The organism is Halobellus inordinatus, assembly GCF_024464655.1.
Lineage (GTDB): Archaea > Halobacteriota > Halobacteria > Halobacteriales > Haloferacaceae > Haloquadratum > Haloquadratum inordinatus.
The window spans coordinates 231,305-254,249 of sequence record NZ_JANHAV010000002.1 but is presented as its reverse complement, the minus strand read 5'-3'; the positions used below and the strand labels follow the sequence as shown (position 1 = coordinate 254,249).

The window sequence follows — 22,945 nt, the reverse complement described above, 5'->3', positions numbered from 1 at the left end:
GAGCGGGCTCACTTCACGTATGTCTAGCGCGCTCGACGACGACACGAGAGAGACACTCGACGCCGGGCGGGAGACCGCCGGCGCGATGCTTCGAGCCGCGCAGAAGGACCTCCAGAAAGTCTTCATATTCTTCCTGATCGGCTTTCTCGGCACGTTCTACGCGCTCCGGCTCTTCGTGTGGGACTTCTTCAAACGGGTCACGAGAGCCCAGATGTCCGCACAGGTGAGCGGCGAGGTCTCGATCATCGCACAGACGCCGTTCGACGTCATCCTCTTGCAGGCGAAGATCGGTCTCGCCGTCGGGGTCATCCTCGCCGCACCCGCATTCGTCTACTTCGCCAGAGACGCGCTGAAAGTGCGCGGGTTCTGGCCCTCCTCGCCGGTCCCCGTCTGGCAACTCGTGCTCATTCTCTCTGGGATGGTCGGCCTATTCGTGCTCGGCGTGGCCTACGGCTACTACGTCTTCTTCCCGTTCACGTTCTCCTTCCTCGCGAAGAACGCCATCGCCGCCGGCTTCACGCCGACGTATTCCATCGTCAAGTGGGCGCAGTTCATCTTCCTGCTCACCGTCTCGTTCGGTCTCGCGAGTCAACTCCCGCTCGCGATGACCGGGCTCTCGTACGCCGAGATTGTCCCCTACGAGACCTTCCGCGACAAGTGGCGCCACGCCGCCGTCGGCGTCTTCGCCGCCGGCGCGATGTTCACGCCGCCGGACCCGTTCACGCAGATTATGTGGGCGATCCCCGTCCTGACGCTCTACGCCGTCAGCCTCTATCTCGCGAAGATCGTTACCACCGCCCGCCGCGGCAGCGAGCAGATGGACGTCGCGGGGACGGTCAGCGCCCACTGGAACTCGATCGCGGGCGTCGGCGTCGTCGGCGGACTCCTCGTCTACGCCTTCTTCGAGCGCGGCGGCGTCGACTACCTTAATCAGGGCTTGGCCGCCATCGGGAGCGACTACGTCGTCTTCGCGCCGGCCTCGCTAGCACTGCTTGGACTCTACGTACTCGTCGCGGCGATCCTGGCTGCCGCCGTCGCCGTCGGCTACTTCGTCTATCAGGACATCGACGACCTCGCGGTCGTGGAAGCCGGCATCGGCGATCCGACCGCCATCGACCTCTCCGACCTCGACGTTCAGGGCGTTCGCTCGGCTCCGCCGGAAGTGTTCGCCGCGATGGACGAAGACGAGGCGATGGCGGCCGCGGGCGACGCGCTCGACGCCGGCGACAAGGCGAAAGCGCGGGCCATCGTCGACCGCTTCGACCAAGACGGCGGTGCCGGTGCGGACGCGGACGCCGAGGCGGCCGACGGGGACGCAGCAGCGGCGTCGGGGGAAGCCGCGAAGAGCGGCGGTTCCTCGATCAGTGACCGGGCCACCCGCGCCGGCAGCGCCTTCTTCGAGGAGTTCACCGGCGGCGACGAGGAGGACGCCACAGAGTCGGAGGCGGACGCAGACGAGAGCGACGCCGAAGACGACGACTTCGAGGGGTACTACACCGACCTCGCGTTCATCCTCGACTCCGTCACCTCGAACGCGTTCCGCATCGTCGGGGTGTTTATGACCGTGCTGGCGGTCACGTTCGGCTGGCTCTACACTGGCGGGATCAAGCGCGTCTACGAGGATTTCCTGCGCCGCCTGCCCGCGCAGGTCCGGCCCGAAGAGGTGCTCAACGTCGTCGCGCTGCACCCGATGGAGGCGCTCGTGTTCGAGGTGAAGTTCTCGACGATCGTCGCCGCGCTCGTGACGGCCCCGCTGCTCGCGTACTACGCGTGGCCGGCGCTCAGAGAGCGCAACATCGTCAGACAGCGCCGTCGTGCGATCTTCGTGTGGACGGGCGCGCTCACGGTGGGGCTGATCGGCGGCTTCGTCCTCGGGTACACGACGATCGCGCCCTCGGTCATCTCCTGGCTTGTCAACGACGCGGTCCAGGCGAATATGGTGATCGCCTACCGCATCACCAACTTCTTCTGGCTCATCTTCTTCACGACCGCCGGTATCGGCCTCCTCGCGGACGTCCCGATCCTGATGATCCTGCTCAACAGCGCGGGCGTCGGGTACGAGACGATGCGGGGGCGCTGGCGCGAGGTGACCGTCGGCATCCTCGCCTTCGCGGCGCTTTTCACCCCCGCAGACGTGCTCACGATGTTCCTCGTGACCATCCCGCTGATGGTCGCTTACGGGATCGGGCTGGGCGTCCTGTTCGTGATCACGCTCGGCGGACGGCGTGATCTCGCGCCGTCTCGCAGCGCCGAGATCTAACTCGAACCGGCACACTCGGCGTTAACTGCCGACACACAGCGGATTTCGTGATCGACGGAGTCGATAGCGAACGCCCTAAATATTCGCGAGAGAATCCCGTGATATGGCCAAGATAAGCGTAGAGATTCCCGACGAACTGCTCGCGGACCTCGACGAACACGTCGGCGACGACGGGAAGTTCGTCAACCGGAGCGACGCGGTTCGCGCGTCGATCCGCAAGACGCTGGATAGATTAGACGAGATCGACGCACGGCACGGACGAATCGACGATGAGTGAGACGCGCGCACAGACCGGGCGGATCGCGCTCGTCGCGCTGTTCGTGACGGCGCTCGCGGCGGCCCAGTTGACCGCCTCGAAACTGCTCGCGTTCGGGCTCCCGGTCGAACTGCCTGTGACGGGCGCGAGCATCATCCTGCCCGGCGCAGCGCTGGCGTACGCGCTAACGTTCTTCGCGTCGGACTGTTACTCCGAACTGTACGGCCGCCACGCGGCGCAGGTGATGGTCAACGTCGGCTTCGCGATGAACTTCATTCTCCTCGGACTCGTCTGGAGCACGATCCTCGCACCAGCGGTGAACCCCGAGTCGGCTGCGCAGTATCGCGCGGTGCTCGCGCCCGGGACGAACATCGTCCTCGGGAGCCTGCTGGCGTACCTCGTCAGCCAGAACTGGGACGTCCTCGTCTTCCATCGCATCCGCGAGGCCACCGGCGAGTCGATGCTCTGGCTTCGGAACATCGCCTCGACGGCGACCAGCCAGGCCATCGACACGGTGCTGTTCGTCGCGATCGCGTTCTACGTCGCGCCGCAGGTCCTCGGCTTCGGCACCCAGTTCGAGATTCCGGTGATCCTCTCGCTGATCGTCGGCCAGTACGTGCTGAAACTGCTCATCGCGCTCGTCGACACGCCGTTCGTCTACGTCGTGGTCGGCTTCTTCGGCGGGTCGAACATCGACACGCAGGACGAGGCCTGGGCCGCCGAGTAATCGGCTCGTACGCCACGAATCAGCGCCTCAGAAGACGCTCGCTGAAAGAGTCGACCGCTATTCTTCGACGACTTCGGCGAACCCGAAGTTCGGCTTCAGGTCGGTGACGCGGACACGGACTGAATCGCCCGTTTCCGTGCCGGCGACGAAGAGCGTGTAGCCGTCGATCTTGACGACGCCGTCGCCCTCGCTGCCGACGTCGTCGACGACGACGTCCAGTTCTTCGCCTTCTTCGACGGGCGCCGTGATCCGGTGTTTGCCGACGAGATACAGTTCCGACGAGGAGTCCCGAGAGGCGTCCGGGCGGATCGAGCGAACGTACTCGAACTCCTCGTCGATCTCCGCGCGCAGGTCGGCGAGGTCCTGGCCGTCGAACACCTTCGCGGCGAAGTCGCCGCCGGCGGGCAACAGGTCGAGTGCGACCTCGAACGCCTGCCGTGCGAGGTGGACCGAACGCGCGTGATCGACCGAGTACTCGCCGGACATATTCGGCGCCATATCGGAGATGACGACGTCTGCGCCGTCGTCGCCGATCCGCTCGCGGAGTTCGTCTTTCGTCTCCTCGTCGGTCATATCGCCGCGGACCGTCTCGACGTTGTCGTGATCGAGGTCGCGGATGCGCTGGAAGTCGACGCCGACGACGGTGCCGCGGTCGCCGACGGCCTCGGCAGCGACTTGGAGCCACCCGCCGGGTGCCGCACCGAGGTCGACGACGGTGTTTCCGGGACCGAACAGGCCCGCCTCCTCGTCGAGTTGCTTCAGTTTGTACGCCGAGCGGGCGCGGTAGCCCTCCTGCTTTGCCTTGTTGTAGTAGTGGTCTTTCCCAGTCATCGGTACCACCCACCTCCGTGGGATACTCTCGCCCGATCGTCGCGGGGCGAACGCGTCGGTTGCATACGACCTAAGAGACGGTCAGCGGGGAAAGGTTCGTCGGAGCGAGCCCCGAGAAACGGACACGGACGAGTTGGCACGCCAACACCACCCGCGAATAGTCGAGGCGGCGACGTCGACGCGGCAGGGGCCACAGACGACCGCGGAACTACTATCGAGGTTGTCTAGCGAGGAGGGAGGCGTGGGCAGAAGCGGCCCAAGTCGTGGCGATTCGGTACAATCAAGAGTACCCAGCCACTCCCTCCGGTAGTGCGCCGGAAGAACAAACTCCTCGTCACGACGGTCGGGATTCTCGTGCTACTCGCCACGCTCGGCGTGACGAGTATGAACGCCTCGGCCGCGTTCGTTTCGCCGACGCAGATCTCCGAGAACGAGGGAACGTATCAGGACGACTGGGTGAATCTGGAAGGAGTCGCAACGGACCTCGACACCGAGGGCCAGGCGATCACCTTCGCAGTGACGGACGGTAACCACACCGTCCCGGTCGTCTACGAAGGGACTGTTCCCGATACGCTTCAGGACGGCCGTGTCGTCGTCGCGAAAGGGCGATACGACGGCGGCGAACTCGTCGCGAACAAGCTCTCGGTTCGTGCACACGAGGGCGAAGAACGGCCCGAAAGCGCTCGATGAGGTCGGGAGACGATCCGGTCAAAGCTGACGCGGTCCCGCCTGCAATCGAGGTCGCGGACGTGACGAAATCCTACGGACACTTCACGGCCGTCGAACGGCTGTCGTTCACGGTCGAACGCGGATCGACGCTCGGGTTGTTCGGCCCGAACGGAGCCGGGAAGACGACGCTCCTCCGAATGCTCGCCGGACTCACGCGGCCGACTGAGGGGACGATCTCGGTCGACGGCGTCGCGTTAGCACCGGACGATTACACCACCTATCGAACTGTTGGCGTCGTCACCCACGAGACGATGGTGTACGACGAACTCACCGCACGGGAGAACCTCCGGTTTCACGCCGGCCTCCACGGCGTCGACGACCCGGCGGCGCGGTGTGAGTCGGTGCTCGAAACCGTCGGCCTGAGTCACCGCGGTAGCGACCGCCCGGGCGAGTTCTCCCACGGCCTCCGAAAGCGGCTCTCACTCGCGCGGGCGCTGTTGCACGACCCCGAAGTGTTGCTCCTCGACGAGCCATACACCGGACTCGATCAGCGGTCGGTCGCTGACCTCGAAACCGTCCTCGACGGCTTCGACGACCGGACGGTGGTGTTGACGACCCACGACCTCGAGCGAGGCGTCGAGCGGTGCTCGCGTGCGCTCGTCGTCGACCGCGGACGGATCGAAGCCGACGTCGACCTCGACGAATCGGGCGCGGCGTCGTTCGAATCGACGTATCGGCGGGCGATCGGCGTCGCCGAACCAGAGACGAGCGAAGCAGTGCGATGAGTTCGTTCCTCGGCGCGATCTATCGGGTGCTCAAGAAGGACCTCCAGATCGAGCGCCGGACGAAGCAGGTGACGACCACGGTTGCGGTCTTCGCGCTGCTCGTCGTGCTCACGTTCGCGTTCAGTTTCGTCCAGACGCTCCAGAGCGCCGCGCTGCTCGGACGCGGCGCGCTGTGGGTCGCGTTCGTGTTCTCCGGCACGTTCGGCGTCACGAAGACGATCGAACTGGAAGATCGGAACGGCGCGCTCGACGGCCTGCTCATCGCCCCGATCGACCGCTCGGCGATCTACCTCGGGAAGGTCCTCAGCACCACCGTGTTCATCTTCGCGGTGAGTCTGTTGACGCTGGGCGCGACGTCGGTCTTCCTCGGCTACAGTCCCTCGATGTCGACCGCGGCCGCGATCGTCGGCGTCCTCCTCGTGTCGGCCGTCGGTTTCTCCGCCATCGGCGTCGTGGTCTCGATCCTGACGTTCCGCTCGGGGCTGGACGAACTCGCCTTACCCGTCCTCCTGGTGCCGCTCGTCGTCCCGCTCTTGCTCGCGGGGGTCGAACTCACGACCGCGCTCGAAAGCGGCGCGCCCCTCGGTGGCTGGCTCCGCCTCCTCACGCTGTACGCCGGCATCGTGCTGCTCGCCGGCGTCGCGACGTTCGAGTACGTCGTCGAGGAGTGAGAGAGCGACAACTCGATGAAACGCCGTCGCAGGAGCTCAACGGTGTCGTGAACGACTCTCATAGTGATTACTCTCACTGTGTACCGCCGAGCGCCACTCCCGGTGGCGATGATCGGCGGTAAGAGACGAGAGTAATCAGTATCAGTCGACGTGCTAGAAACAGCCTCTACAGTTTCGACGGGTCAGAACCGTCGGCTACGGTCGCGTCGGCAGTACAAAAACAGTCGCCAGCGGCGCGAATCCTCAGTTAGTGTTCGCGGGCGGGCCGCCGCTTTCGTCGCTCTGCTTGAGCAGCAGGAAGACGGCGAAGAAGATCGGCGAGAGCAGGCCGAGCACGAGCGTCGTGACGAACGTCGCACCCTCGAAGGAGATCGGCCCGGAGGCACCGGAGAGGCCGCTGCCTTCGCCGCCGCTTTCGCCGCCGCCACTGCCACCGCTTTCGCCGCCACTACCGCCACCGCCGCCACCGTCGCCTCCGGATTCGAGCAGCGGCTGGGAGACCTGACTCGAGTCCATCCCGCCGCTGCCGCCGACGACGACCGCGCCGAGCATTCCGAGCGCGCGGTGGGGCTGACAGAAGTACTTGTACATCCCTTCGCTCTCGAAGGTGTACTCGAACGTCTCGCCGGCAGCGGAGTACATCTCGCTCTCGAAGGTACCGTCCTCGGCGATGACGTTGTGGCTGTTGCCTTTCCCGGTCCACTGCCAGATGACGGTCGTGCCGGGGTCGACGCGGATCGCCGCGGGGTTGAAGCCGTAGTAGCCGCCGTTTGCCTCAGATCCGACCGAAATCGTCACTTCGGACTGGCCGGTGAAGTCGTACGTGCCCTCGAAGTTACCCACACCGTCGAACCAGCCGCCGTAGTCGGGTTCCGACTGGGCGGCCGCGGTGTCCGCCGAGAGTGCGAAGGTCGCTGCTGCGCCGACGCCCGTCGCCGTGCGGCGCAGGAACGCTCGTCGATCAGTCGATGTGTCAGTCGTGTCGTCCATTGTCGTTGAATCGTCGTTGAGGTTTTGTGTGCGTTCTGGTTTGCTGTCCAATACTACGCGTCGTTACGTCTGTGCGTCTTCGAGTCGTCGTTCCAGCCGCGACATCCGGCGCTGTAAGTACGTCACGTATCCGAAGAACGCGACGAAGAGCGCGGTGTATCCGGCCAAGAGTAGTGGTTCCATCGTTATCGCCTCCGTGCTGAGTGCAGTCTGCGTACTTGCTGTTCGAGTTCGTGAAGGTGGATCCGGATCCCGAGGAGATAGAGATACAGGAACGTCGCCGCGACGAGCGTCACGACGAGCGTGAGCGGATCGATGTTCGCGCTGACGCCGCTGTTACCGATCGTCGTCTCGTGGAACGTCGGCGTCCACAGCCGCGTCGACGCGTACGACAGCGGGACCGTCACGAATCCGACGACCCCGTAGACGGCCGCGTATCGATCGCCCGTCTGGTCCTCCGTGGCCGAGTGAACGACCAGGTAGCCGGCATAGATGAACCACACGATCAGGAACGTCACGAGCCTGACGTCGGTCCACTCCCACCAGGAGTTCCAGATGACTCGCCCCCACGCGCTACCGAGCAACAGCGTCAGCGTCGCGAAGAGGAATCCGAGTTCACCGGAACTGTGGGCCAGCCGGCTCCAGAAGGGGCCGCGGTAGCGCAGATACAGCGCGCTCCCGATGAACGTCGAGCCGAGCGCAGCCGCGGCGACCCACGCGAGCGAGATGTGCCAGTACGCGAGTAGATTCGCCCCGTGTTCGATGCCGTACATCGTATCCGAGGCGTAGCCGAAGATCAGCACCATCGACAGGAGGCCGAATCCGAACGCCCCCCACGAGACGAGCCGGCTCCGCGTCAGGCGGTGGAGAAACGCCGTGACGGTGCCCAAAATACGGGCGAACCGAATGCTCGTGCGGTTGCGCGTGCCGTCGCCGTCCGTGGATGAACTACCGATCATACGTTATAGCCAGTTCGTTACCGATGCAAGAGCAAGTTTGTCGAGCCCAAAGAGGACAGCGATTCCCAACGCGATGAGCGCGTATCCGGTCGCTGTCCGGAACAGCTCGGTCGATTCGCCGTTCGTGACCGAATCGAGGAGCCGCCGGCTCCCGGCCTGCCCGACGTAGGCGACCCCGAGAAGCGGGATCGAAAAGCCCGCCCCGTAGATCGCCAGGAGACGGGCGCTGCCGACCACGTCCGAGGCCGTCCCGACGTACGCTAAGACGCCGCCGAGCACCGGGCCGACGCAGGGGAGCCAGATGACGCCCAGCAGCAACCCGACCACGAAGGCGTTCGCGAGCGGGTGCTCGCGCTCGTCGACCCGGCCCGTGAGCCGCGACGCCCGTCCCGCGAGCCGTGAGGCGTACCGCGAGTACAGGTCGTTCACGTCGTCGTCGGCCATCACGATCCCGAAACCGAGCATCAGCACCGCGAACGGCGCACGGACTGAGTCGGGGGTCACCGAACCGATCATCCCGGTCGCGACCCCGAGTGCGGTGAACGTCAATGTGCTCCCGATCACGATGACGATCGGTCGCAGCACGTGTCCGTTCGCTCCGACGACTAAAACGGGGATCATCGGGAGACAGCACGGCGTCAGGATGGTCAAAACCCCCGCGAAAAACACCGCGGCGGTCGTCGGATTGTCCATCATTCGATGCTAGTCGTGATGAATCCGTTAGCTCGCCGTCTCGCCGGACGCTGCGGACGATTCGCCCTCGAAGGCGGTCGTGACTGCGTCTTGCGCCGACATCGACGACTGCTCTGTGGAGTTGTCGGCCGTCGAGTTACCGACGTCCTCGTAGGTCCGGATCCACGTCGTCTCCCACGAGCCGTCGACCGACTCGTTCTTGAGCGGCTGTTCGTACCGCTCGACGTCGTCCGGGATCATACCCTCCTCGAGCGGGGTGTCGTCGACCGGGATCCCCGCGAGCATGAGCTTCTTCGTCATCGGATTCATATCGTAGCCCAAGCGCTGCTGCGTGCGGTTGTAGTAGACCGCTTCGTCGGGCGCACCGGCGACCGCCCAGTCTTTGGGCTGTCGCGGGAGGTGCGGCCGCTTGTGCGCGTTCATATATCCGGCGACGTCCTGGACGTCCTCCCAGTTGGAGAACGTGTGGCCAGCGCCGTAGGGCATCGATTCGCGGATGAACCCTGCGGAGGTGTAGATACGGCCCATTCCGGCACCGTCGTTGAAGGAGTCTTCACCCCACAGCGGCGGGTACTGTCCTTCGACGCCCTGTCCGTCAGCACCGTGACAGGATGCGCAGTTTTCGAGGTACAGCTCGGCCCCGCGGACCGGGTTGACCTCGGAGACGGGCACCTTCTCGTCGCCCTCCGGCTTCTCGATGTGCCGCCAGTACGGGACGGTTTCGCTCGGCGTCCCCTTGTTGAGCCAGACCATATAGGACTCCATCGCCTGGATCTCACGGCTGTCGTAGGCCGGGACGCCCTCTTCGGAGCCCGGCGCGTTCATACTGCGGAGGAAGCAGCCCATAATGCGCTGCCGCATATCTCGCATCCGCTGGGTCCGGCCGGTCCACTCGGGGTAGCCGGCCGCGGTCCCGACGAGCGGAATCATATCGATGTCCTGCCCGACCATTCCGGTCGTCGTCGGGAGATCGCCTCCGCCGTGACAGTTCGCACAGGAGAGGTCGTTCCCGACGTGTTCGGGCATCTCGTTCGACGTGTTCGCGAAGATGGCACGACCCTCACGGATGAGTTCGCGCCGGTTTTCGTTCTCCGGAAGCGTCGAGTTGTTCATCTCCTTGGGGACGAAGTTCACTTCTTCGCCCGCCGTTGCGTTCTTGTACTGGAACTCCTGTTCGCGAAGCTCCTCGCTGTACCACTTGCTCCCGTTCCACGTCCCGGGGAGTTCTCGCACCTCGCCGCCGCCACCGCTGGCGGCCGCCGGCGCGTCCGACGGACCACCCATAAAGGCGATAGCGCCGTTGACGGCGAACACGACGAGGATCGCCGCGAGAACCGTCCCGAAGACGAGCAGGACGGGTTTGAGCAGGAGGGTGGAATCTCCTTGACTCATCGCTCGGTCACCGTGACCGTACTTTCTACAATCATTTCGTATATTCCTCAGTTACGACGGTATCTGCGTATGAATATAGCCGAGTAATAAAGATTCCCTTCTGCACAACTTCTCGCCGGCTCTCAGCGAAAATCGAGTTACTGAGAAGACATAAACGTGCGGAATATTGCCACTTCCCAGCTAGACTAGAGAAGTCTACGACGGTACATTTTACTGCGGGAATCTACAAGCGGCTACACCGATGAACCCACGAAAGGCGATGACGATCGCCTTCTTCGCCCTCTTGCTCGGGATCGGGTACCTCTCTATGAACGCAGCTCCGGTCCTGTCAGACGAAGGCTACTCGTATCACGGCGAGGTCAAATGGCAGACGAACTATTCGAGCGCGGTGGAGACGGCCGCCGCGGAAGACGAGCCGGTCGTAATCTACTACTGGACGACCTGGTGTACCTACTGCGAGGACTACAACCGGAACGTCTACAGCGACCCGGCAGTGCAATCGGAACTCGACGAGTTCACCAAAGTCGCAGTGAACCTCGACAGCGACTCCGAGAGCGCGACCCGGCTACAACAGCGGTACAACATCAACTACCCGCCCCAGCACGTCATCGTGACGCCTGAGGGCGAGGTACTCACCCGAATTCCTGGCTACGCGGCGAAAGACGACTTCCGCTCGTATCTGGAGACAGCCAAGCAGCGCTACCAGGCCGGACAGACAGCAAACGGAACGTCGCAGAGCACAGAGAACACGGCCGGCCGGTTGACGGAGGCCGCAGTATGAATCCCGGAACGATCCTGCTCGCGCTGGCGTTCCTCTCGGGACTGTCGGGGACGGCGATTCTCGCGCGGTCGTACCTCCGCGACGACGACGCGTACCTCTCGTACGTCCCGAAACTGACCGCGGGGACGGCGGTGCTTCTAGTTGCCGCACTCGCACACCTCACGTACCAGTTCATCAACCAGGACTACACGAACGCGTACGTGTGGGAGAACACGGCCTCGTACCTCTCGCTTCTCTACCGGGTGACCGGCGTATACGCTGCCAACGAGGGATCGGTGCTCCTGTGGGCGGCGATCGTCGCCGTCGTCGCGCTAGTCGCGAGCCTCTCACGCGGGTTCCCGACCCGGCGCGGGAAGCTCATCCACGCGTTCACCGTCGGCCTCGTGACCTACTTCACGGCGATGTTGCTGCTGCAGAGCCCGTTCGCCTCGGTGCGAACGGAGTTCCCCAACGCGCCGCCCGGGTTCGTGCCGACGAGCGGGCAGGGCCTGAACCCGCTCCTCGTCGATCCGTATATGGCGATCCACCCGCCGGTGATGTTCATCTCCTACGCCCTGCTGACGATGCCGTTCGCCATCGGAGCGGCGCACTTCATCGCGCTGTTCCGCGGCGACGACGGCCTCTTCTCGGCGTGGATCGGAAGTGTCACGCGCTGGCTCCGGCTTAGCTGGCTCTTCCTCACCGCCGCCGTCGCGCTCGGCGGCCTCTGGTCGTACACGGTCCTCGGCTGGGGTGGCATCTGGGCGTGGGACCCTGTCGAGACGGCAATCTTGGTCCCGTGGCTGTTCCTGACCGCGACGCTACACGCCGTCACGAACTACCGGCCCGGCGGCCGCTATCGGATCCTTGCGCCGGCGATGACCGCGAGCGTCTTCGCGCTCGCCGTGTACACGACCTCGGTCGTTCGGAGCGGCGTCTTCAGGAGCATCCACTCCTTCGCCGACGGCGGCATCGGCGCGTCCTTCCTCATACTGATGGGCATCACGACCCTACTGGGCGTGGTCGCTCCGTTCGCCTACTGGCTGTTGCAGAACGACGACTCTGACGACGACGCCGAAGCGGCGGCGGGCGAATCCGGCCTCGCTGGCTGGATCAACCGCTCGAATCTGCTGCACCTCGCCGTCCTGCTGTTCGGCCTCCTCACGTTCGTCTCGTTGTGGGGTCTCTCCTTCCCCGTCCTGCGGAGCGCGATGACCGGGCTCGAAGTGTCCGTCGAGTCGCGCTACTACAACCTCTGGAGTTTCCCGCTCGTGCTCGCGGTGCTTCTCCTCTTGGGCTTCTATATGGACTACGAGCGGGACGGCCTGCGCCGGAGTCTCATCAGCCTCGGCGTGTTCGGCCTCGCGACGGTCGTCGGAGCTGCCGTCGCGCCCTCCGAGACCTGGCGGCTGGCGTCCGTTCGCCCGAGCGACGCCTTCGTCTACCAGCTCGTCGGCAACGCGAGCGCGCTGTCGGTGCTGCCGCCGGTGGCGTACGCCATCTTCGGGACCGTGAAGCGCACGGGCAGTCGGATCGCGGCGACGACGAGCCGAGACGCGAAACTGAAAGAAAGCGGGATCACGCTCATTCACGTCGGCGCCGCGCTTCTCGTGCTCTCGCTGCCGTTTATGTACCTGTTCGCCGGTCAGGCATCGGTGATGGCCACGGGCGTCGCCAGCGGTGCGGTCGACACTTCCCAGCGCGACGTCGGGGACTCCCCCTACGACGTCCGCGTGCTGGGCTACGAACAGAACGAGTTCCCCAACAACCCCGAACCCGAGACGTACGCGCTGTCGTCCTCGCAGGTCCTCACCCGCGGGCAGTCGTTGAACACCTCGGTACAGGCCGTCCACGGGACGGTGACGGCGATACGTGAGGGACCACAGGCGACGGTGGTGCAACTCGACAACTCCCAGGTCTGGGTCGGCGTCGCCGGGAACGGGTCCGTCGGCATCGAAACCGGCCAGGAGGTCGTCGCGCGCGGCCAGGTGATGTGGGAGTTCGTCCCGACCGCCGACGCGATCGTCCTCGCCGGCCCGCAGACGATCGGTCCGGCTGACGACCCGCCCGAGTCGGTTGTCCCGACGCGCGTCGTCGCTAACGGCGTCTCACTCGCCGTCTACGACGAGGACGGCATCGTCGTCTCCGGCGTCGCCGGCCAGCGCGAGTATCCCCAGCAGGGCGGCCTCCAGGTCAGAGACGTGCTGATCGACCGCGGCCCGCTCGTCGACACCTACGTCATCGCGGGCGTCAGCGACGGAACCGCCTCGATCTCGGTCAAGCGCGTGCCGTTCGTCACGCTGATGCGCGTGAGCATCCTCGCGCTGCTCGTCGGAATGTTACTCGTGTTGTTCTTCGATCCGCGACACGGCGTGCGGACGAGCGCGAGCGCAGGAACGAGCGATCGGAGATCGGCGCAGCAGACGGGCAGTGACGCCGGTGCCGTCCAGGAGGTGAGCGACTGATGCGGCGTCTCATCGCGCTCCTCGTCGTCGTCAGTTGTCTGGCGTTCGTTCCCGTGGCCTCCGCGACGACGACGGTCAGCGGAACGGTCACCGCCGAGGACGGAAATACGGACGGCGCTCGCGTCGAAGTCGTCCCGCTCACGCAGCAGCAACAACGCGCCGACGGCTCGGTCACGACGACCATCGACGGCTCGTCGTTCAGCGTCGACGCACCGGACGCGCCGAGTTACGCCGTTCGCGTCAGCCACGGCGGCGCGACGCACTACGAGATACTACAGAATCAGACGCAGGTGTCGATGGACCTCACAGAGCGCGTGTCTGGAACGATCCGCAATCCTGACGGAAGCGGCACCGAGGGAGCGGTCATCGAAGTCGTCGACGAAGACGAGTTCGTCGTCGACACCTACCGGACGAACGCGACCGGTTCGTTCGCGTTCGGACCGCTCGAATCGGACGAGACCTACGAGATTCGGGCGGCCGTCGGCGATGCCGAGTACCGACGCACGGTGGACCCGTCGACGACCGACAGCGTGACGATCACGGCGCAGCCGCCGACGAGCGACACCTCGATATTGAACGTCGCGAACCGCTCACCGACGGGCCACGTCGTGCAGATGCTTCCGGCGCAGAACGCCTCGACGAACCCGAGCGTCGTAGAGACGGTCGCCTTCGAGAATCCGACCGACCGGCCGTTCGTCGGTACGGTGACCATCGGGCTCCCGGCCGACGCGTCGCCGTACGCCGCGATGGTCGGCGGCGAGCAGGCGCAGTACAGACGCACCGATTCCGGCGTCCAGTTGAACGTCAGCGTGCCGGCGAACGGCACCACGCAGATCGGCGCGGCCTACGACCTCACCGGACGGCAGTTCGAAAAGCAGGTCGTCCGCAACACGTCGTCGCTCGCGGTCGTCCTGCAGGGCTACAACACCTCGAAGGTGAGCCACTCGGAGAACCTCCGGGTCGGCTCCTCGCCGATTTCGCTTCTCACGACGACCGAGTCGCTCGACGCGGGTGAGACGATAAGCGTCGACGTCTCGGGAGCGCAGATGGAGGCGTCGGCGGCGGGAGCGGGCGCCACGTCCGACTCCGGATCCAGCGCCGGCGCGTCGTCCTCGGCGGTCGAGACGTCCTCTTCGGAGAGCGGATCGATCCCGTCGTTCCCCGGCATACCGATTCTCGGCGGGATCTTCGGGACAGTGATCGTCGGACTCGGCGCGTACCGCGTCGCCGACGCTGGGCTGTCAAATACCGGCGAAGACTGATCCAGCACGTAGGCTCTGCGAGAGCGACGACGGACGGCGGCATCTACGACTGACGGCTGCCGTCCACGACTGACATCACCTTATTCGTCGTCGCGCGCGCGAACAAAAATCAGGAGTATTTTTAAGCCCGCTGTCGTAGCCCCGCCCATATGTTCAAGGCCATCGTGAGCGCGTCTACGCTCCAAGATGCGCTCGACTCGGTGAGCGTGTTGGTGGACGAGTGCAAGATCCGGCTGAACGAAGACGAGTTGTCGATTCGCGCCGTCGATCCCGCGAACGTCGGAATGGTGGATCTCTCGCTCGACGCCGCCGCTTTCGAGTCCTACGAGGCCGACGGAGGCGTCATCGGCGTCAACCTCGCGAAGCTCGAAGACTTCGTCGGGATGGCGAGCGGCGACCAGCTCGTCGAACTCGAACTCGACGAGGAGACCCGGAAGCTCAACATTCGGATGGACGGCCTCTCCTCGACGCTCGCGCTCATCGACCCCGACTCGATCCGCCAAGAGCCCGACATCCCCGACCTGGATCTCGCCGCGGAGATCGTACTCGAGGGCGCACAGCTCGATCGCGGGATCAAGGCCGCCGATATGGTCTCCGATCACGTGCGGCTCCGCGTCGACGCGACCGACGAGGCGTTCCACATCGAAGCCGAGGGCGACACCGACGACGTCGACTTCGAACTCGACACCGACGATCTCATCGCGCTCACGGCCGGCTCGGCCGACTCGCTGTTCTCGCTGGACTACCTGAAGGATATGAACAAGGCGATCCCGAAGGACGCGGAGGTCACCGTCGAACTCGGCGAGGAATTCCCGGTGAAGATCCACTACGCGGTCGCCGAAGGACAGGGCAACGTTACGTATATGCTCGCGCCGCGCATCCAGAGCGACTGAAGACGCGGAGCCGCGGCCAAACGAGGCCGTCGAACGGGCGGAAAATCACCCGCGGTGGCGATCGATGACGCGCTTTGCCGCCTGGGCCTTCTCCTTCCAGCCGTACCCCGCCTCGTAGACGTGGCGCTTGGAGTCGACCAACGCTTCGGGCGAGGTTTCCTCGAATCCCCCACGAGCCCACGCACCGCTCTCTCGCAGCCACTCGACGACGTTCTCGCGGGTCTCCGACCACGAGAGCCCGACCATCTCGTACCACGCGATCATCGCGAAGACCGCGTTGTCGTGACAGCCGGGAACGCTCCCGTGGCGGTAGAGCGTCCGCATCGGCTCGCGCGTCGGCTCGGACACCTGCTCGCGGAACTCCGCGGCGGTGAGGAGCCTCAGGACGTCGTTACCCTCTGTGACGCGCTCGTCGCGCTTCAGGCGTTCGAGCGCGGCGCGGTGGAGGCCGTCCCACTCGCCGTCGACCGCGTCATACAGGTCCGCCTCCTCGGTCGGCGCGGCCGTGAGACGCGAGACGATGTCGATGTAGGCCTTCTCGACGTCGGGCCAGGGCGTTCCCTCGAACTCACAGTCGGCGTCGTGAAGGCTGTTCGTGGCCCGGCAGTCGGGACACGGGTAGTCGAACTGCGGCACGCAGAGAGAGTGGGCACGTGTCGTCTTAGATGATACGGTGTGGATCGCCGACCGTGGCGTTCGGGACGCGCCGTCAGTCGTCGACGCGGTCGATCGTCGGTTCTGCCAGATCGGGTCTTCACCGATCGTCGTGTTTATTCGGCGGCGGGCGCAACGCTCGTGCGATGCCGATGGACCCGCTCTACGCGCGCTATCCCTTCTTCGAGGGGGCCCGCGAGGCCGTCCGCGAGGCCGAAATCTCGCCGGCGGCGCTCATCGCCGAGGACGCACCCGCCGTCGAGCGGGGCAAAGAGCGGGTCGAGCGCGCCCTGATGGAGGGCAACGTCGCCGCCGAGGACCCGCGTCGGTGGGACACCAGAGAGGAACTACTCTCGTATCCGATCGCGCGGATCCTCGTCTCGCTGATCGAGACGCCCGCAGCAGTCGAGAAGTACGCCAAAGCCGAGGCGGCGACCGCGCGCGAGCGGTTTCAAACGGACTTCGCGGCCGACGACGACCTCCAGAGCGGTGGCCGCACCCGTGCGTCGCTGGAGGAGGTGCTCCGAGAGTTCGATCTCGCAGACGCCGTGCGCCCCGAGCAGGCGGGCGGGACTGGAAGCACGGCCCGCCCCGGTGCCCGCCGAGGCGGTGGAGCAAGCGCCGGCAGCCGAGCCCCGTCGCACTACTGGGTCGAACTGGGATCGTACCTCGACCTCGCGGACGCCGAGTGGGGCAGTCGGTGGCGACTCGTCAACCGCGAGGTCGCCGCCGGCGAGGTCCGTGTCGCGGCCGAGGAACTGTCTCGGATACTCGAAGCGGCCGTCGAGCGCCGCGTCGCGACCGGACTCCCGTTCGAGGTGCGCGGCACCGACGGCGGCGACGCGATCGCGGAGGCGGTCTCGACAGCCGTCGCCGACCTCCGTTCCCTGCTGAACGACCACGACGCGGGGCGAACGACGGTCGACGCCGTCGTCCCCGCGCTGTTCCCACCGTGTATGAAAGCGCTGGTCCGCCGTGCCCGCGGCGACGAGGCACTCCCCGGGCACGCGGAGTTCTCACTCGTCTCGTTCCTCGTCGCGTTCGGGATGGACGCCGACGACGTGACGACGCTTCTCGACGTCGACGGCGACACGGCAGAGCGCATCGAGACGCGCGTCGAGTACCTGGCGAACGCCGACGGAACACAGTATCCCCCGCCGTCGTGTACGACGATGCAGTCCTACGGCGACTGCGTCGACCCCGACGAGCGCTGTGAGACGATTTCACATCCACTGTCGTACTACACGGACGCGGTACGGGACGCTGGCGACGTTCGCGACTGGCGGGAAACCACGACCGGTGAGTAACAGAACAGCCGTCGTGTGCTGCGCGTGACGAACCGTCGTCGCCGGTGAGTCGGTAAGGGAGTCCTACCGGCGAGTCATACTGTCGGACAGACCGATGTGAAAATCATCGGCTCCCCGTGGGTCCCAAAATGATTCACGAACTGCTGTCCGACAGTATCAGTCCTGCAGATACACGCCGACGCCGGCCATCACGAGGACGAACAGCGCGATCGCGCCGACGAGAGCGAGTCCGCCCGTGTCGCCGAGGTCGGGGCCGTACGTGACGCCGATCCCGACGAAGAGGGCGAAGAAAGCGCCGACAGAGACGATAGAGACGACGATCTTCCGGCGCATCTCCGCATCGATATCCATACGTCCGCCTTCCGGTGGCCATTCTAAAAGGGCTTCGATGCGGTTTTCCGGCGGTGAGCTCCACTTGAAACGAGGGTTTAGGTTCGTCCGGAACGTACGTGTAACTAGCGAGAGAGCAGATCTCTCGGGAGCATCAGAGATGACGCACACACGAAACACACCCGCGTCAGAAGCCCCCCCAGCGGACACGAGGGCCGGACGTCCCCACCTCCGACAGCCCCGCGTCCGTCGACAGCGAACCTTTCCCGCGGAAGGGTACGAGGGACGCGCCTACCGCGCCCGCGCCGAGCCGATGACCGTGCGGCCCCTCCGCGACGGCCGCTACGTCGTCGAGAGCGAGGGCGGCACGTACGTCGTCGACGCCGAACGCGAGACCTGCACGTGCCCGGACAGCGCCATCCGCGGGGCGCGCTGCAAACACATCCGGCGCGTCGCAATCGAAATCGAGTCGGGCCTCGTTCCGGCCCCCGACGAACGCGAGCGCGTCTGTGCCGTCTGCGGTGGCCTGATGTTCGCGCCAGTCGACCAAGACGGCCCCGCGCTGTGTGACCGCCACGACCACGACCCCGGCGACCTCGTCCGCGACCGCGAGACTGGCGCACTGCTCGTCGTCGTCGACCGGATCGGCGACCGCGCCGACGAAGTCCGAACCGGCGAGGGGCGCCTCGTCTCAGAGTACGAGACGAACGCGGCGTACGGCGACCACGAACCGGTGTTCGCGGTCGTGTACGTCGAGTCGCTGCCGGCGGGCGACGCCGTCGACGACTTCGGGACGTGGGTCGACGCACTCAGAGACAGCCGACGGTACCTGTTTCCGGCCTCGCGACTCACGCGCGTCGAACTCCGGGCAGGCGACGAGGAGGGTGGTAAGTCGGGAGAAGCGGACGCAGGTCCGTACTCCGGGCGAACGTCGGGGACGACTGGAGCCGAGACACAGCGGGCGTGAAGCGTCGCTAGGGCGCTTATCGCGTTCTCATAGTGATTACTCTCACTGTGTACCGCCGAGCGCCACTCCCGGTGGCGATGGTCGGCGGTAAGAGACGAGAGTGATCATTATCAGGCGTCGTCGCTGTCGCCCCCATCCGCCGTCGCGTCCGCTGTCGATTCGTCGACGTCGGTCAGCCGTGCCTGCGCGGGACCGCCGACGAACGACTCGAACGATTCGCCCTCTGCGAGCGCGGTCTCTTTCTTGACGCGGTAGTTACCGCCGTCGGTCACGTGGAGATCACCGGGGTGGAAGAAGTACCACGATTCGCGGTCGAATCGAACGCCGATCCGCGCTTTCGCACCGAAGTTTTGGGCGAAGTAGATGAGGGCTTCGACCTCCTCGCCTGAGAGGTAGATCGGACGGCCGGAACTGGATTTGGCCTCGATGGCGTAGAAGACGTCGCCGTCGCCGGCGAGTACGTCCGGGAGTTCCCGGTCGGTCGCCGATCCCGAGGCGGGGGCGCGCATCACCGCGAAGCCGGCCTCGTCGAGACGGTTGACGAGTTCGCGTTCGCGGCGGTCGCCCTTCCGGTTCGAAGACATACGCTCACTCGGGGAGAGAGGGCCTTAAACCGGACGACACCGGACCGCCCCGCTGCGGATTCGTCGGGAACGTCTGACATACGGGCGACTCCTTCGAGCACCGCCGCGAGAAATCCGCGGGTATATATGTTTAACATACCATCAATCCACTAATACGCGTATCCGCCGGCGGGCGATCAGCCGTCGGAGTACCATCAGCGACTCACATATGGACGCAGACACTTCGGTCTCGAACGTCGTACTCGTCACCGTCGATTCCCTCCGAGCGGACGCTCTCGGGACGTACGATTCGAGCCGACACACGCCCGTGATCGACGGCCTCGCCGAACGCGGCACGGTCTTCGAGCGGGCTTTCGCGACCGGGAACTGGACGCCGTTCTCCTTTCCGTCGATTCTGGCGTCTCGTCCGGTGTTCGCCGATTCGGGCGATATCGGCGTCGAAGACGTGCCGACGCTCGCACGGGCGCTGTCTGATTCGGGTGTCGCGACCGGCGGCTTCAACGCCGCCAACGGCTTTCTCACGTCGTTTTGGGGCTACGACGACGGATTCGACGAGTTCGAGCCGTTCGTCGCGAGCGTCGGGTCCAGCCTCTACAGTCGGTATCTCGCCACACATCCGACGGTCGAAGCGTGGCTCCAGTTCGCCGCCTCACCGATCAGACGGATCAAATCGCGACTCGCCGGCAACGTCGACGACCGACCCTTCCTCGACACCTCGCGGATGTTCGACGTCGAACACGCCGCGAGCGACTTTCTCGAAGACGCCTCCGAGCCGTTCTTCCTCTGGATTCACTATATGGACACCCACACGCCGTACGTCCCGGCGCCGCGGTACATCCGAGAGGTCTCCTCGGGCCTGCTCGGCACCCATCGAATGCTACACGCACACACGCGGACCGGCCTCGGCTGGGAGGTCGGGGAACGAACCCTCGCCGAACTGCGGACGCTCTATCAGGCGGCCGCGCGGCAGGTCGACGCCAGCGTCGGGCGACTGCTGGACGAACTCGCCGCGAACGGCCTCGACGACGAGACGGCGATCATCGTCGCGGGCGACCACGGCGAGGAGTTCCAGGAACACGGCCACCTCGCGCACTACCCGAAGCTGTACGACGAGCTGATCAACGTCCCGCTCATCGTCGACGTGCCGGGCGCAGCGGGGCGACGGATCGACCGTCAGGTCGGTCTCGACGCCATCCCGCCGACCGTGACGGAGTTGTTGGGCGTCGACGCCCCCGACAGCTGGAGCGGCACGTCGCTCACCTCGTCTGTACTCGACGGCGACCCGCCGGCAGACGAGCCGGTCGTCTCGGTCACCGTTCGCGACGAGGAGGTGACGGCCCAGCCGATCCCGCGATCGCTCGCGGACGGTGATCTGCTGGTGAGCGTCCGCGACCGGGAGTGGACCTACATCCGAAACGTCGACGCGGACACCCACGAACTGTACTACCGCCCCGACGATCCCGATCAGCAGACGGACCTCGCGGCCGGCATCGATGGCGACGCGGGGGACGACGCGGGTGACGACGACGCTGTCGACGGGAGCGAGGCACGGCGCGTCGTCGACCGCTTCCGACCGCTCGTCGACGCCCACGTCGAACTGCTCCGCGAGGGCGAGGCGAACGCAACCGGCGAAGAGACCGACGCGGTCGACGAAAATCTCGAAGCCCGATTGGAGGCGCTCGGCTACCGATAAGATGATCCGGAGCTTCTTACGCAATCTCCATAGCGGTCCGCTCGCGCTGCAGCTCCGGCGATTCGTCATCGTCGGAGCCGTCACCGCCGGGATTCAGATGCTGCTGCTGTGGCTGTTCGTCGACACTGTCGGCCTGTACTACCTCGTCGGCGCGGTGATCGCGATCGAGATCACGATCGTGCTCTCGTACGTCCTCAACAACGCCTGGACGTTTCAGGCGACCCAGAACACCGGGACTGCGGAGTATCTGTTCGGACTCCTCAAGACGAACGTCGTCCGCGGGACGGCGATTCCGATCCAACTCGCGGTGCTGTATCTGCTCGTCGAGTGGCGAGCCATCCCGTATCTGGTCGCGAACGGCGCCGCGATCCTGATGAGCGGGATCTATCGCTACGTTCTCGACGCGAAGTGGACGTGGGGTCAGTAGCAATCGAGTGCGGGGCAGCCCGCGCGGTCGGCGAGACGGCTATGTGCCGTGACTCCAGCTATCCATATACTCCGCCTGCGTCTCCGTCAGCGAGTCGATGTCGACGCCCTCGGCGTCGAGTTTGATCTCTGCGACCTCCCGGTCGAGGTCGTCGGGGACGTCGTGGACGCCGGCGTCGTACTCCTCGCCGTGTTCGACGAGTTCGCGGACACAGACCGCCTGAATACCGAACGACTGGTCCATCACCTCCACGGGATGGCCGAGCGCGATCGGAGAGGCGAGGTTGACCAGACGGCCCTCGGCGATGACGTTGAGACGGCGGCCGTCGGCCATCTCGTAGGCGCGGACGCCGTCGCGAGCCTCGTACTCGTCGACCGCGAGGTCCGAGAGCGCGTCGAGGTCGATCTCGACGTCGAAGTGGCCGGCGTTCGCGAGCAGGACGCCGTCGTCCATCACCTCGAAGTCTTCGCGGGTGATGACGTCGCGGTTGCCGGTCGTCGTGACGAACACGTCGCCGATCTCGGCGGCCTCGTTCATCGGCATCACGTCGTAGCCTTCCATATGCGCTTCCAGCGCGCGGCGCGGTTCGACCTCGGTGACGATGACGTTCGCGTTCTGGCCGGCGGCCTTCTTCGCGACGCCCTTCCCGCAGTAGCCGTAGCCGGCGACGACGACGTTCTTGCCGGCGTAGGAGAGGTTCGTCGTCATCGCGATCGTCGCGAGCGAGGACTCGCCGGTGCCGTGGACGTTGTCGAAGAGGCGCTTCATCGGCGTGTCGTTGACGGCGAAGACCGGATAGCGGAGTTCGCCGTCGTCGTCCATCGCGCGCAGTCGGTGGACGCCGGTCGTCGTCTCCTCGGCCCCGCCGACGATCGTGTCGATGAGTTCGGGGTAGTCCTCGTGGATGGCGTAGACCATATCCATCCCGTCGTCGACGGTGATCGTCGGCTCGTGGTCGACGACCGACTCGATGGCGGCGTAATAGTCGTCCTCGCCGACGCCGCGCTTGGCGTAGGAGGTGATGTCGTCGTTGGCGTCGAGCGCCGCGCTCACGTCGTCGTGCGTCGAGAGGGGATTACAGCCGGTGATGGCGACCTCGGCGCCGCCGAGCGCGAGGAGTTCGACGAGGTTCGCGGTTTTGGCCTCGACGTGCATCGCCATCCCGATCGTCTGCCCGGCGAGCGGTTTCGACTCTCGGAACTGCTCGCGCAGTTCCCGGAGGATGGGCATATGCTGGAGCGCCCAGTCCATCTTCCGACGGCCCTCTTCGCGAGCGGACTCGAAGTCGTCGAGTTGCTCTCCGATAGGCGGGTACGTACTCATACCCCGGCGTTCGGTCAGGTGCGGCAAAACGCTACCGAACCCCTATT

The 22,945-nt window shown here is 65.5% G+C and carries 24 protein-coding genes; 14 read left to right on the top strand and 10 right to left on the bottom strand.

Annotated features, from left to right (window positions below):
* The first annotated feature begins 19 nt into the window (after nt 1-19).
* The 3 genes from tatC to NO347_RS05580 all read left to right on the top strand — a co-directional run bounded on the left by tatC (nt 20) and on the right by NO347_RS05580 (nt 3,243).
* Entirely contained in the window at nt 20-2,260 is a 2,241-nt protein-coding gene (gene tatC / locus NO347_RS05590) for a twin-arginine translocase subunit TatC (protein ID WP_256288657.1), read from the top strand.
* A 103-nt stretch (nt 2,261-2,363) separates the two neighbouring features.
* Nucleotides 2,364-2,537, top strand: a complete 174-nt coding sequence (locus NO347_RS05585) for a ribbon-helix-helix domain-containing protein (RefSeq protein WP_121568652.1) — start codon at nt 2,364-2,366, stop codon at nt 2,535-2,537.
* Nucleotides 2,530-3,243 carry a queuosine precursor transporter gene (locus tag NO347_RS05580; RefSeq protein WP_256288656.1) on the top strand — a complete coding sequence of 238 codons (714 nt, stop codon included), beginning with the start codon at nt 2,530-2,532 and terminating at the stop codon, nt 3,241-3,243. The genes NO347_RS05585 and NO347_RS05580 overlap by 8 nt, the downstream gene beginning before the upstream one ends.
* A gap of 57 nt (nt 3,244-3,300) precedes the next feature.
* Here NO347_RS05580 and NO347_RS05575 read toward each other — a convergent pair whose 3' ends face one another.
* Nucleotides 3,301-4,074, bottom strand: a complete 774-nt coding sequence (locus NO347_RS05575; RefSeq protein ID WP_256288655.1) for a 23S rRNA (uridine(2552)-2'-O)-methyltransferase — start codon at nt 4,072-4,074, stop codon at nt 3,301-3,303.
* Between the two features lie 309 nt (nt 4,075-4,383).
* On the opposite strand from NO347_RS05575, the gene NO347_RS05570 reads away from it, so the two are divergent.
* The 3 genes from NO347_RS05570 to NO347_RS05560 are packed head-to-tail and all read left to right on the top strand — an operon-like array spanning nt 4,384 to nt 6,199.
* A complete protein-coding gene (locus NO347_RS05570; protein ID WP_256288654.1) occupies nt 4,384-4,764 on the top strand; it encodes a cytochrome c maturation protein CcmE domain-containing protein in 381 nt (126 codons plus the stop codon).
* A complete protein-coding gene (gene ccmA, locus NO347_RS05565; RefSeq protein ID WP_256288653.1) occupies nt 4,761-5,528 on the top strand; it encodes a heme ABC exporter ATP-binding protein CcmA in 768 nt (255 codons plus the stop codon). Before NO347_RS05570 ends, ccmA begins: the two co-directional genes overlap by 4 nt.
* Nucleotides 5,525-6,199, top strand: a complete 675-nt coding sequence (locus tag NO347_RS05560; RefSeq protein WP_256288652.1) for a heme exporter protein CcmB — start codon at nt 5,525-5,527, stop codon at nt 6,197-6,199. Before ccmA ends, NO347_RS05560 begins: the two co-directional genes overlap by 4 nt.
* A 243-nt stretch (nt 6,200-6,442) precedes the next feature.
* Here the strand turns inward: NO347_RS05560 and NO347_RS05555 are convergent, their stop codons facing one another.
* From NO347_RS05555 to NO347_RS05535, 5 genes are all read right to left on the bottom strand, one after another.
* A complete protein-coding gene (locus NO347_RS05555; protein ID WP_256288651.1) occupies nt 6,443-7,189 on the bottom strand; it encodes a halocyanin domain-containing protein in 747 nt (248 codons plus the stop codon).
* A 63-nt stretch (nt 7,190-7,252) separates the two neighbouring features.
* A complete protein-coding gene (locus NO347_RS05550; RefSeq protein ID WP_121568659.1) occupies nt 7,253-7,372 on the bottom strand; it encodes a CcmD family protein in 120 nt (39 codons plus the stop codon).
* 2 nt (nt 7,373-7,374) lie between these two features.
* A complete protein-coding gene (ccsA, locus tag NO347_RS05545; protein ID WP_256288650.1) occupies nt 7,375-8,148 on the bottom strand; it encodes a cytochrome c biogenesis protein CcsA in 774 nt (257 codons plus the stop codon).
* 3 nt (nt 8,149-8,151) lie between these two features.
* Entirely contained in the window at nt 8,152-8,844 is a 693-nt protein-coding gene (locus tag NO347_RS05540) for a cytochrome c biogenesis CcdA family protein (protein WP_256288649.1), read from the bottom strand.
* A 24-nt stretch (nt 8,845-8,868) separates the two neighbouring features.
* Nucleotides 8,869-10,233, bottom strand: coding sequence for a c-type cytochrome (locus tag NO347_RS05535; protein ID WP_256288648.1), 1,365 nt, complete (start codon nt 10,231-10,233; stop codon nt 8,869-8,871).
* Nucleotides 10,234-10,474: 241 nt separating this feature from the next.
* On the opposite strand from NO347_RS05535, the gene NO347_RS05530 reads away from it, so the two are divergent.
* The 4 genes from NO347_RS05530 (at nt 10,475) to NO347_RS05515 (ending at nt 15,613) form a co-directional block, all read left to right on the top strand.
* Entirely contained in the window at nt 10,475-11,014 is a 540-nt protein-coding gene (locus NO347_RS05530; protein WP_256288647.1) for a thioredoxin family protein, read from the top strand.
* A complete protein-coding gene (gene ccsA / locus NO347_RS05525) occupies nt 11,011-13,458 on the top strand; it encodes a cytochrome c biogenesis protein CcsA (protein WP_256288646.1) in 2,448 nt (815 codons plus the stop codon). The genes NO347_RS05530 and ccsA (NO347_RS05525) overlap by 4 nt, the downstream gene beginning before the upstream one ends.
* A complete protein-coding gene (locus tag NO347_RS05520) occupies nt 13,458-14,720 on the top strand; it encodes a carboxypeptidase-like regulatory domain-containing protein (protein WP_256288645.1) in 1,263 nt (420 codons plus the stop codon). Before ccsA (NO347_RS05525) ends, NO347_RS05520 begins: the two co-directional genes overlap by 1 nt.
* A gap of 149 nt (nt 14,721-14,869) precedes the next feature.
* The gene (locus NO347_RS05515; RefSeq protein ID WP_256288644.1) at nt 14,870-15,613 is read left to right on the top strand and encodes a DNA polymerase sliding clamp; all 744 of its coding nucleotides are present in this window, start codon (nt 14,870-14,872) and stop codon (nt 15,611-15,613) included.
* Between the two features lie 45 nt (nt 15,614-15,658).
* Here NO347_RS05515 and NO347_RS05510 read toward each other — a convergent pair whose 3' ends face one another.
* A complete protein-coding gene (locus NO347_RS05510; RefSeq protein ID WP_256288643.1) occupies nt 15,659-16,249 on the bottom strand; it encodes a DUF7474 family protein in 591 nt (196 codons plus the stop codon).
* Nucleotides 16,250-16,419: 170 nt separating this feature from the next.
* Between NO347_RS05510 and NO347_RS05505 the strand changes: the two genes are divergently transcribed.
* A complete protein-coding gene (locus tag NO347_RS05505; protein ID WP_256288902.1) occupies nt 16,420-17,574 on the top strand; it encodes a DNA primase large subunit PriL in 1,155 nt (384 codons plus the stop codon).
* 156 nt (nt 17,575-17,730) lie between these two features.
* Here the strand turns inward: NO347_RS05505 and NO347_RS05500 are convergent, their stop codons facing one another.
* Nucleotides 17,731-17,925 carry a DUF7472 family protein gene (locus NO347_RS05500; protein WP_121568666.1) on the bottom strand — a complete coding sequence of 65 codons (195 nt, stop codon included), beginning with the start codon at nt 17,923-17,925 and terminating at the stop codon, nt 17,731-17,733.
* A gap of 139 nt (nt 17,926-18,064) precedes the next feature.
* On the opposite strand from NO347_RS05500, the gene NO347_RS05495 reads away from it, so the two are divergent.
* Nucleotides 18,065-18,871: an SWIM zinc finger family protein gene (locus NO347_RS05495; RefSeq protein ID WP_256288642.1), complete on the top strand. Its 807-nt coding sequence runs from the start codon at nt 18,065-18,067 to the stop codon at nt 18,869-18,871.
* A 110-nt stretch (nt 18,872-18,981) separates the two neighbouring features.
* Here the strand turns inward: NO347_RS05495 and hjc are convergent, their stop codons facing one another.
* The gene (gene hjc, locus NO347_RS05490; RefSeq protein ID WP_256288641.1) at nt 18,982-19,455 is read right to left on the bottom strand and encodes a Holliday junction resolvase Hjc; all 474 of its coding nucleotides are present in this window, start codon (nt 19,453-19,455) and stop codon (nt 18,982-18,984) included.
* Nucleotides 19,456-19,663: 208 nt separating this feature from the next.
* Between hjc and NO347_RS05485 the strand changes: the two genes are divergently transcribed.
* Both NO347_RS05485 and NO347_RS05480 read left to right on the top strand, forming a co-directional pair.
* Nucleotides 19,664-21,148, top strand: coding sequence for a sulfatase (locus NO347_RS05485; RefSeq protein WP_256288640.1), 1,485 nt, complete (start codon nt 19,664-19,666; stop codon nt 21,146-21,148).
* 1 nt (nt 21,149) lies between these two features.
* On the top strand, nt 21,150-21,575 hold the full coding sequence (locus NO347_RS05480; RefSeq protein WP_256288639.1) for a GtrA family protein: 426 nt from the start codon (nt 21,150-21,152) through the stop codon (nt 21,573-21,575).
* 39 nt (nt 21,576-21,614) lie between these two features.
* On the opposite strand, the gene NO347_RS05475 is transcribed toward NO347_RS05480, so the two are convergent.
* Complete coding sequence (locus tag NO347_RS05475) at nt 21,615-22,898, bottom strand: adenosylhomocysteinase (protein WP_256288638.1); 1,284 nt, start codon at nt 22,896-22,898, stop codon at nt 21,615-21,617.
* Nucleotides 22,899-22,945 lie beyond the last annotated feature (47 nt).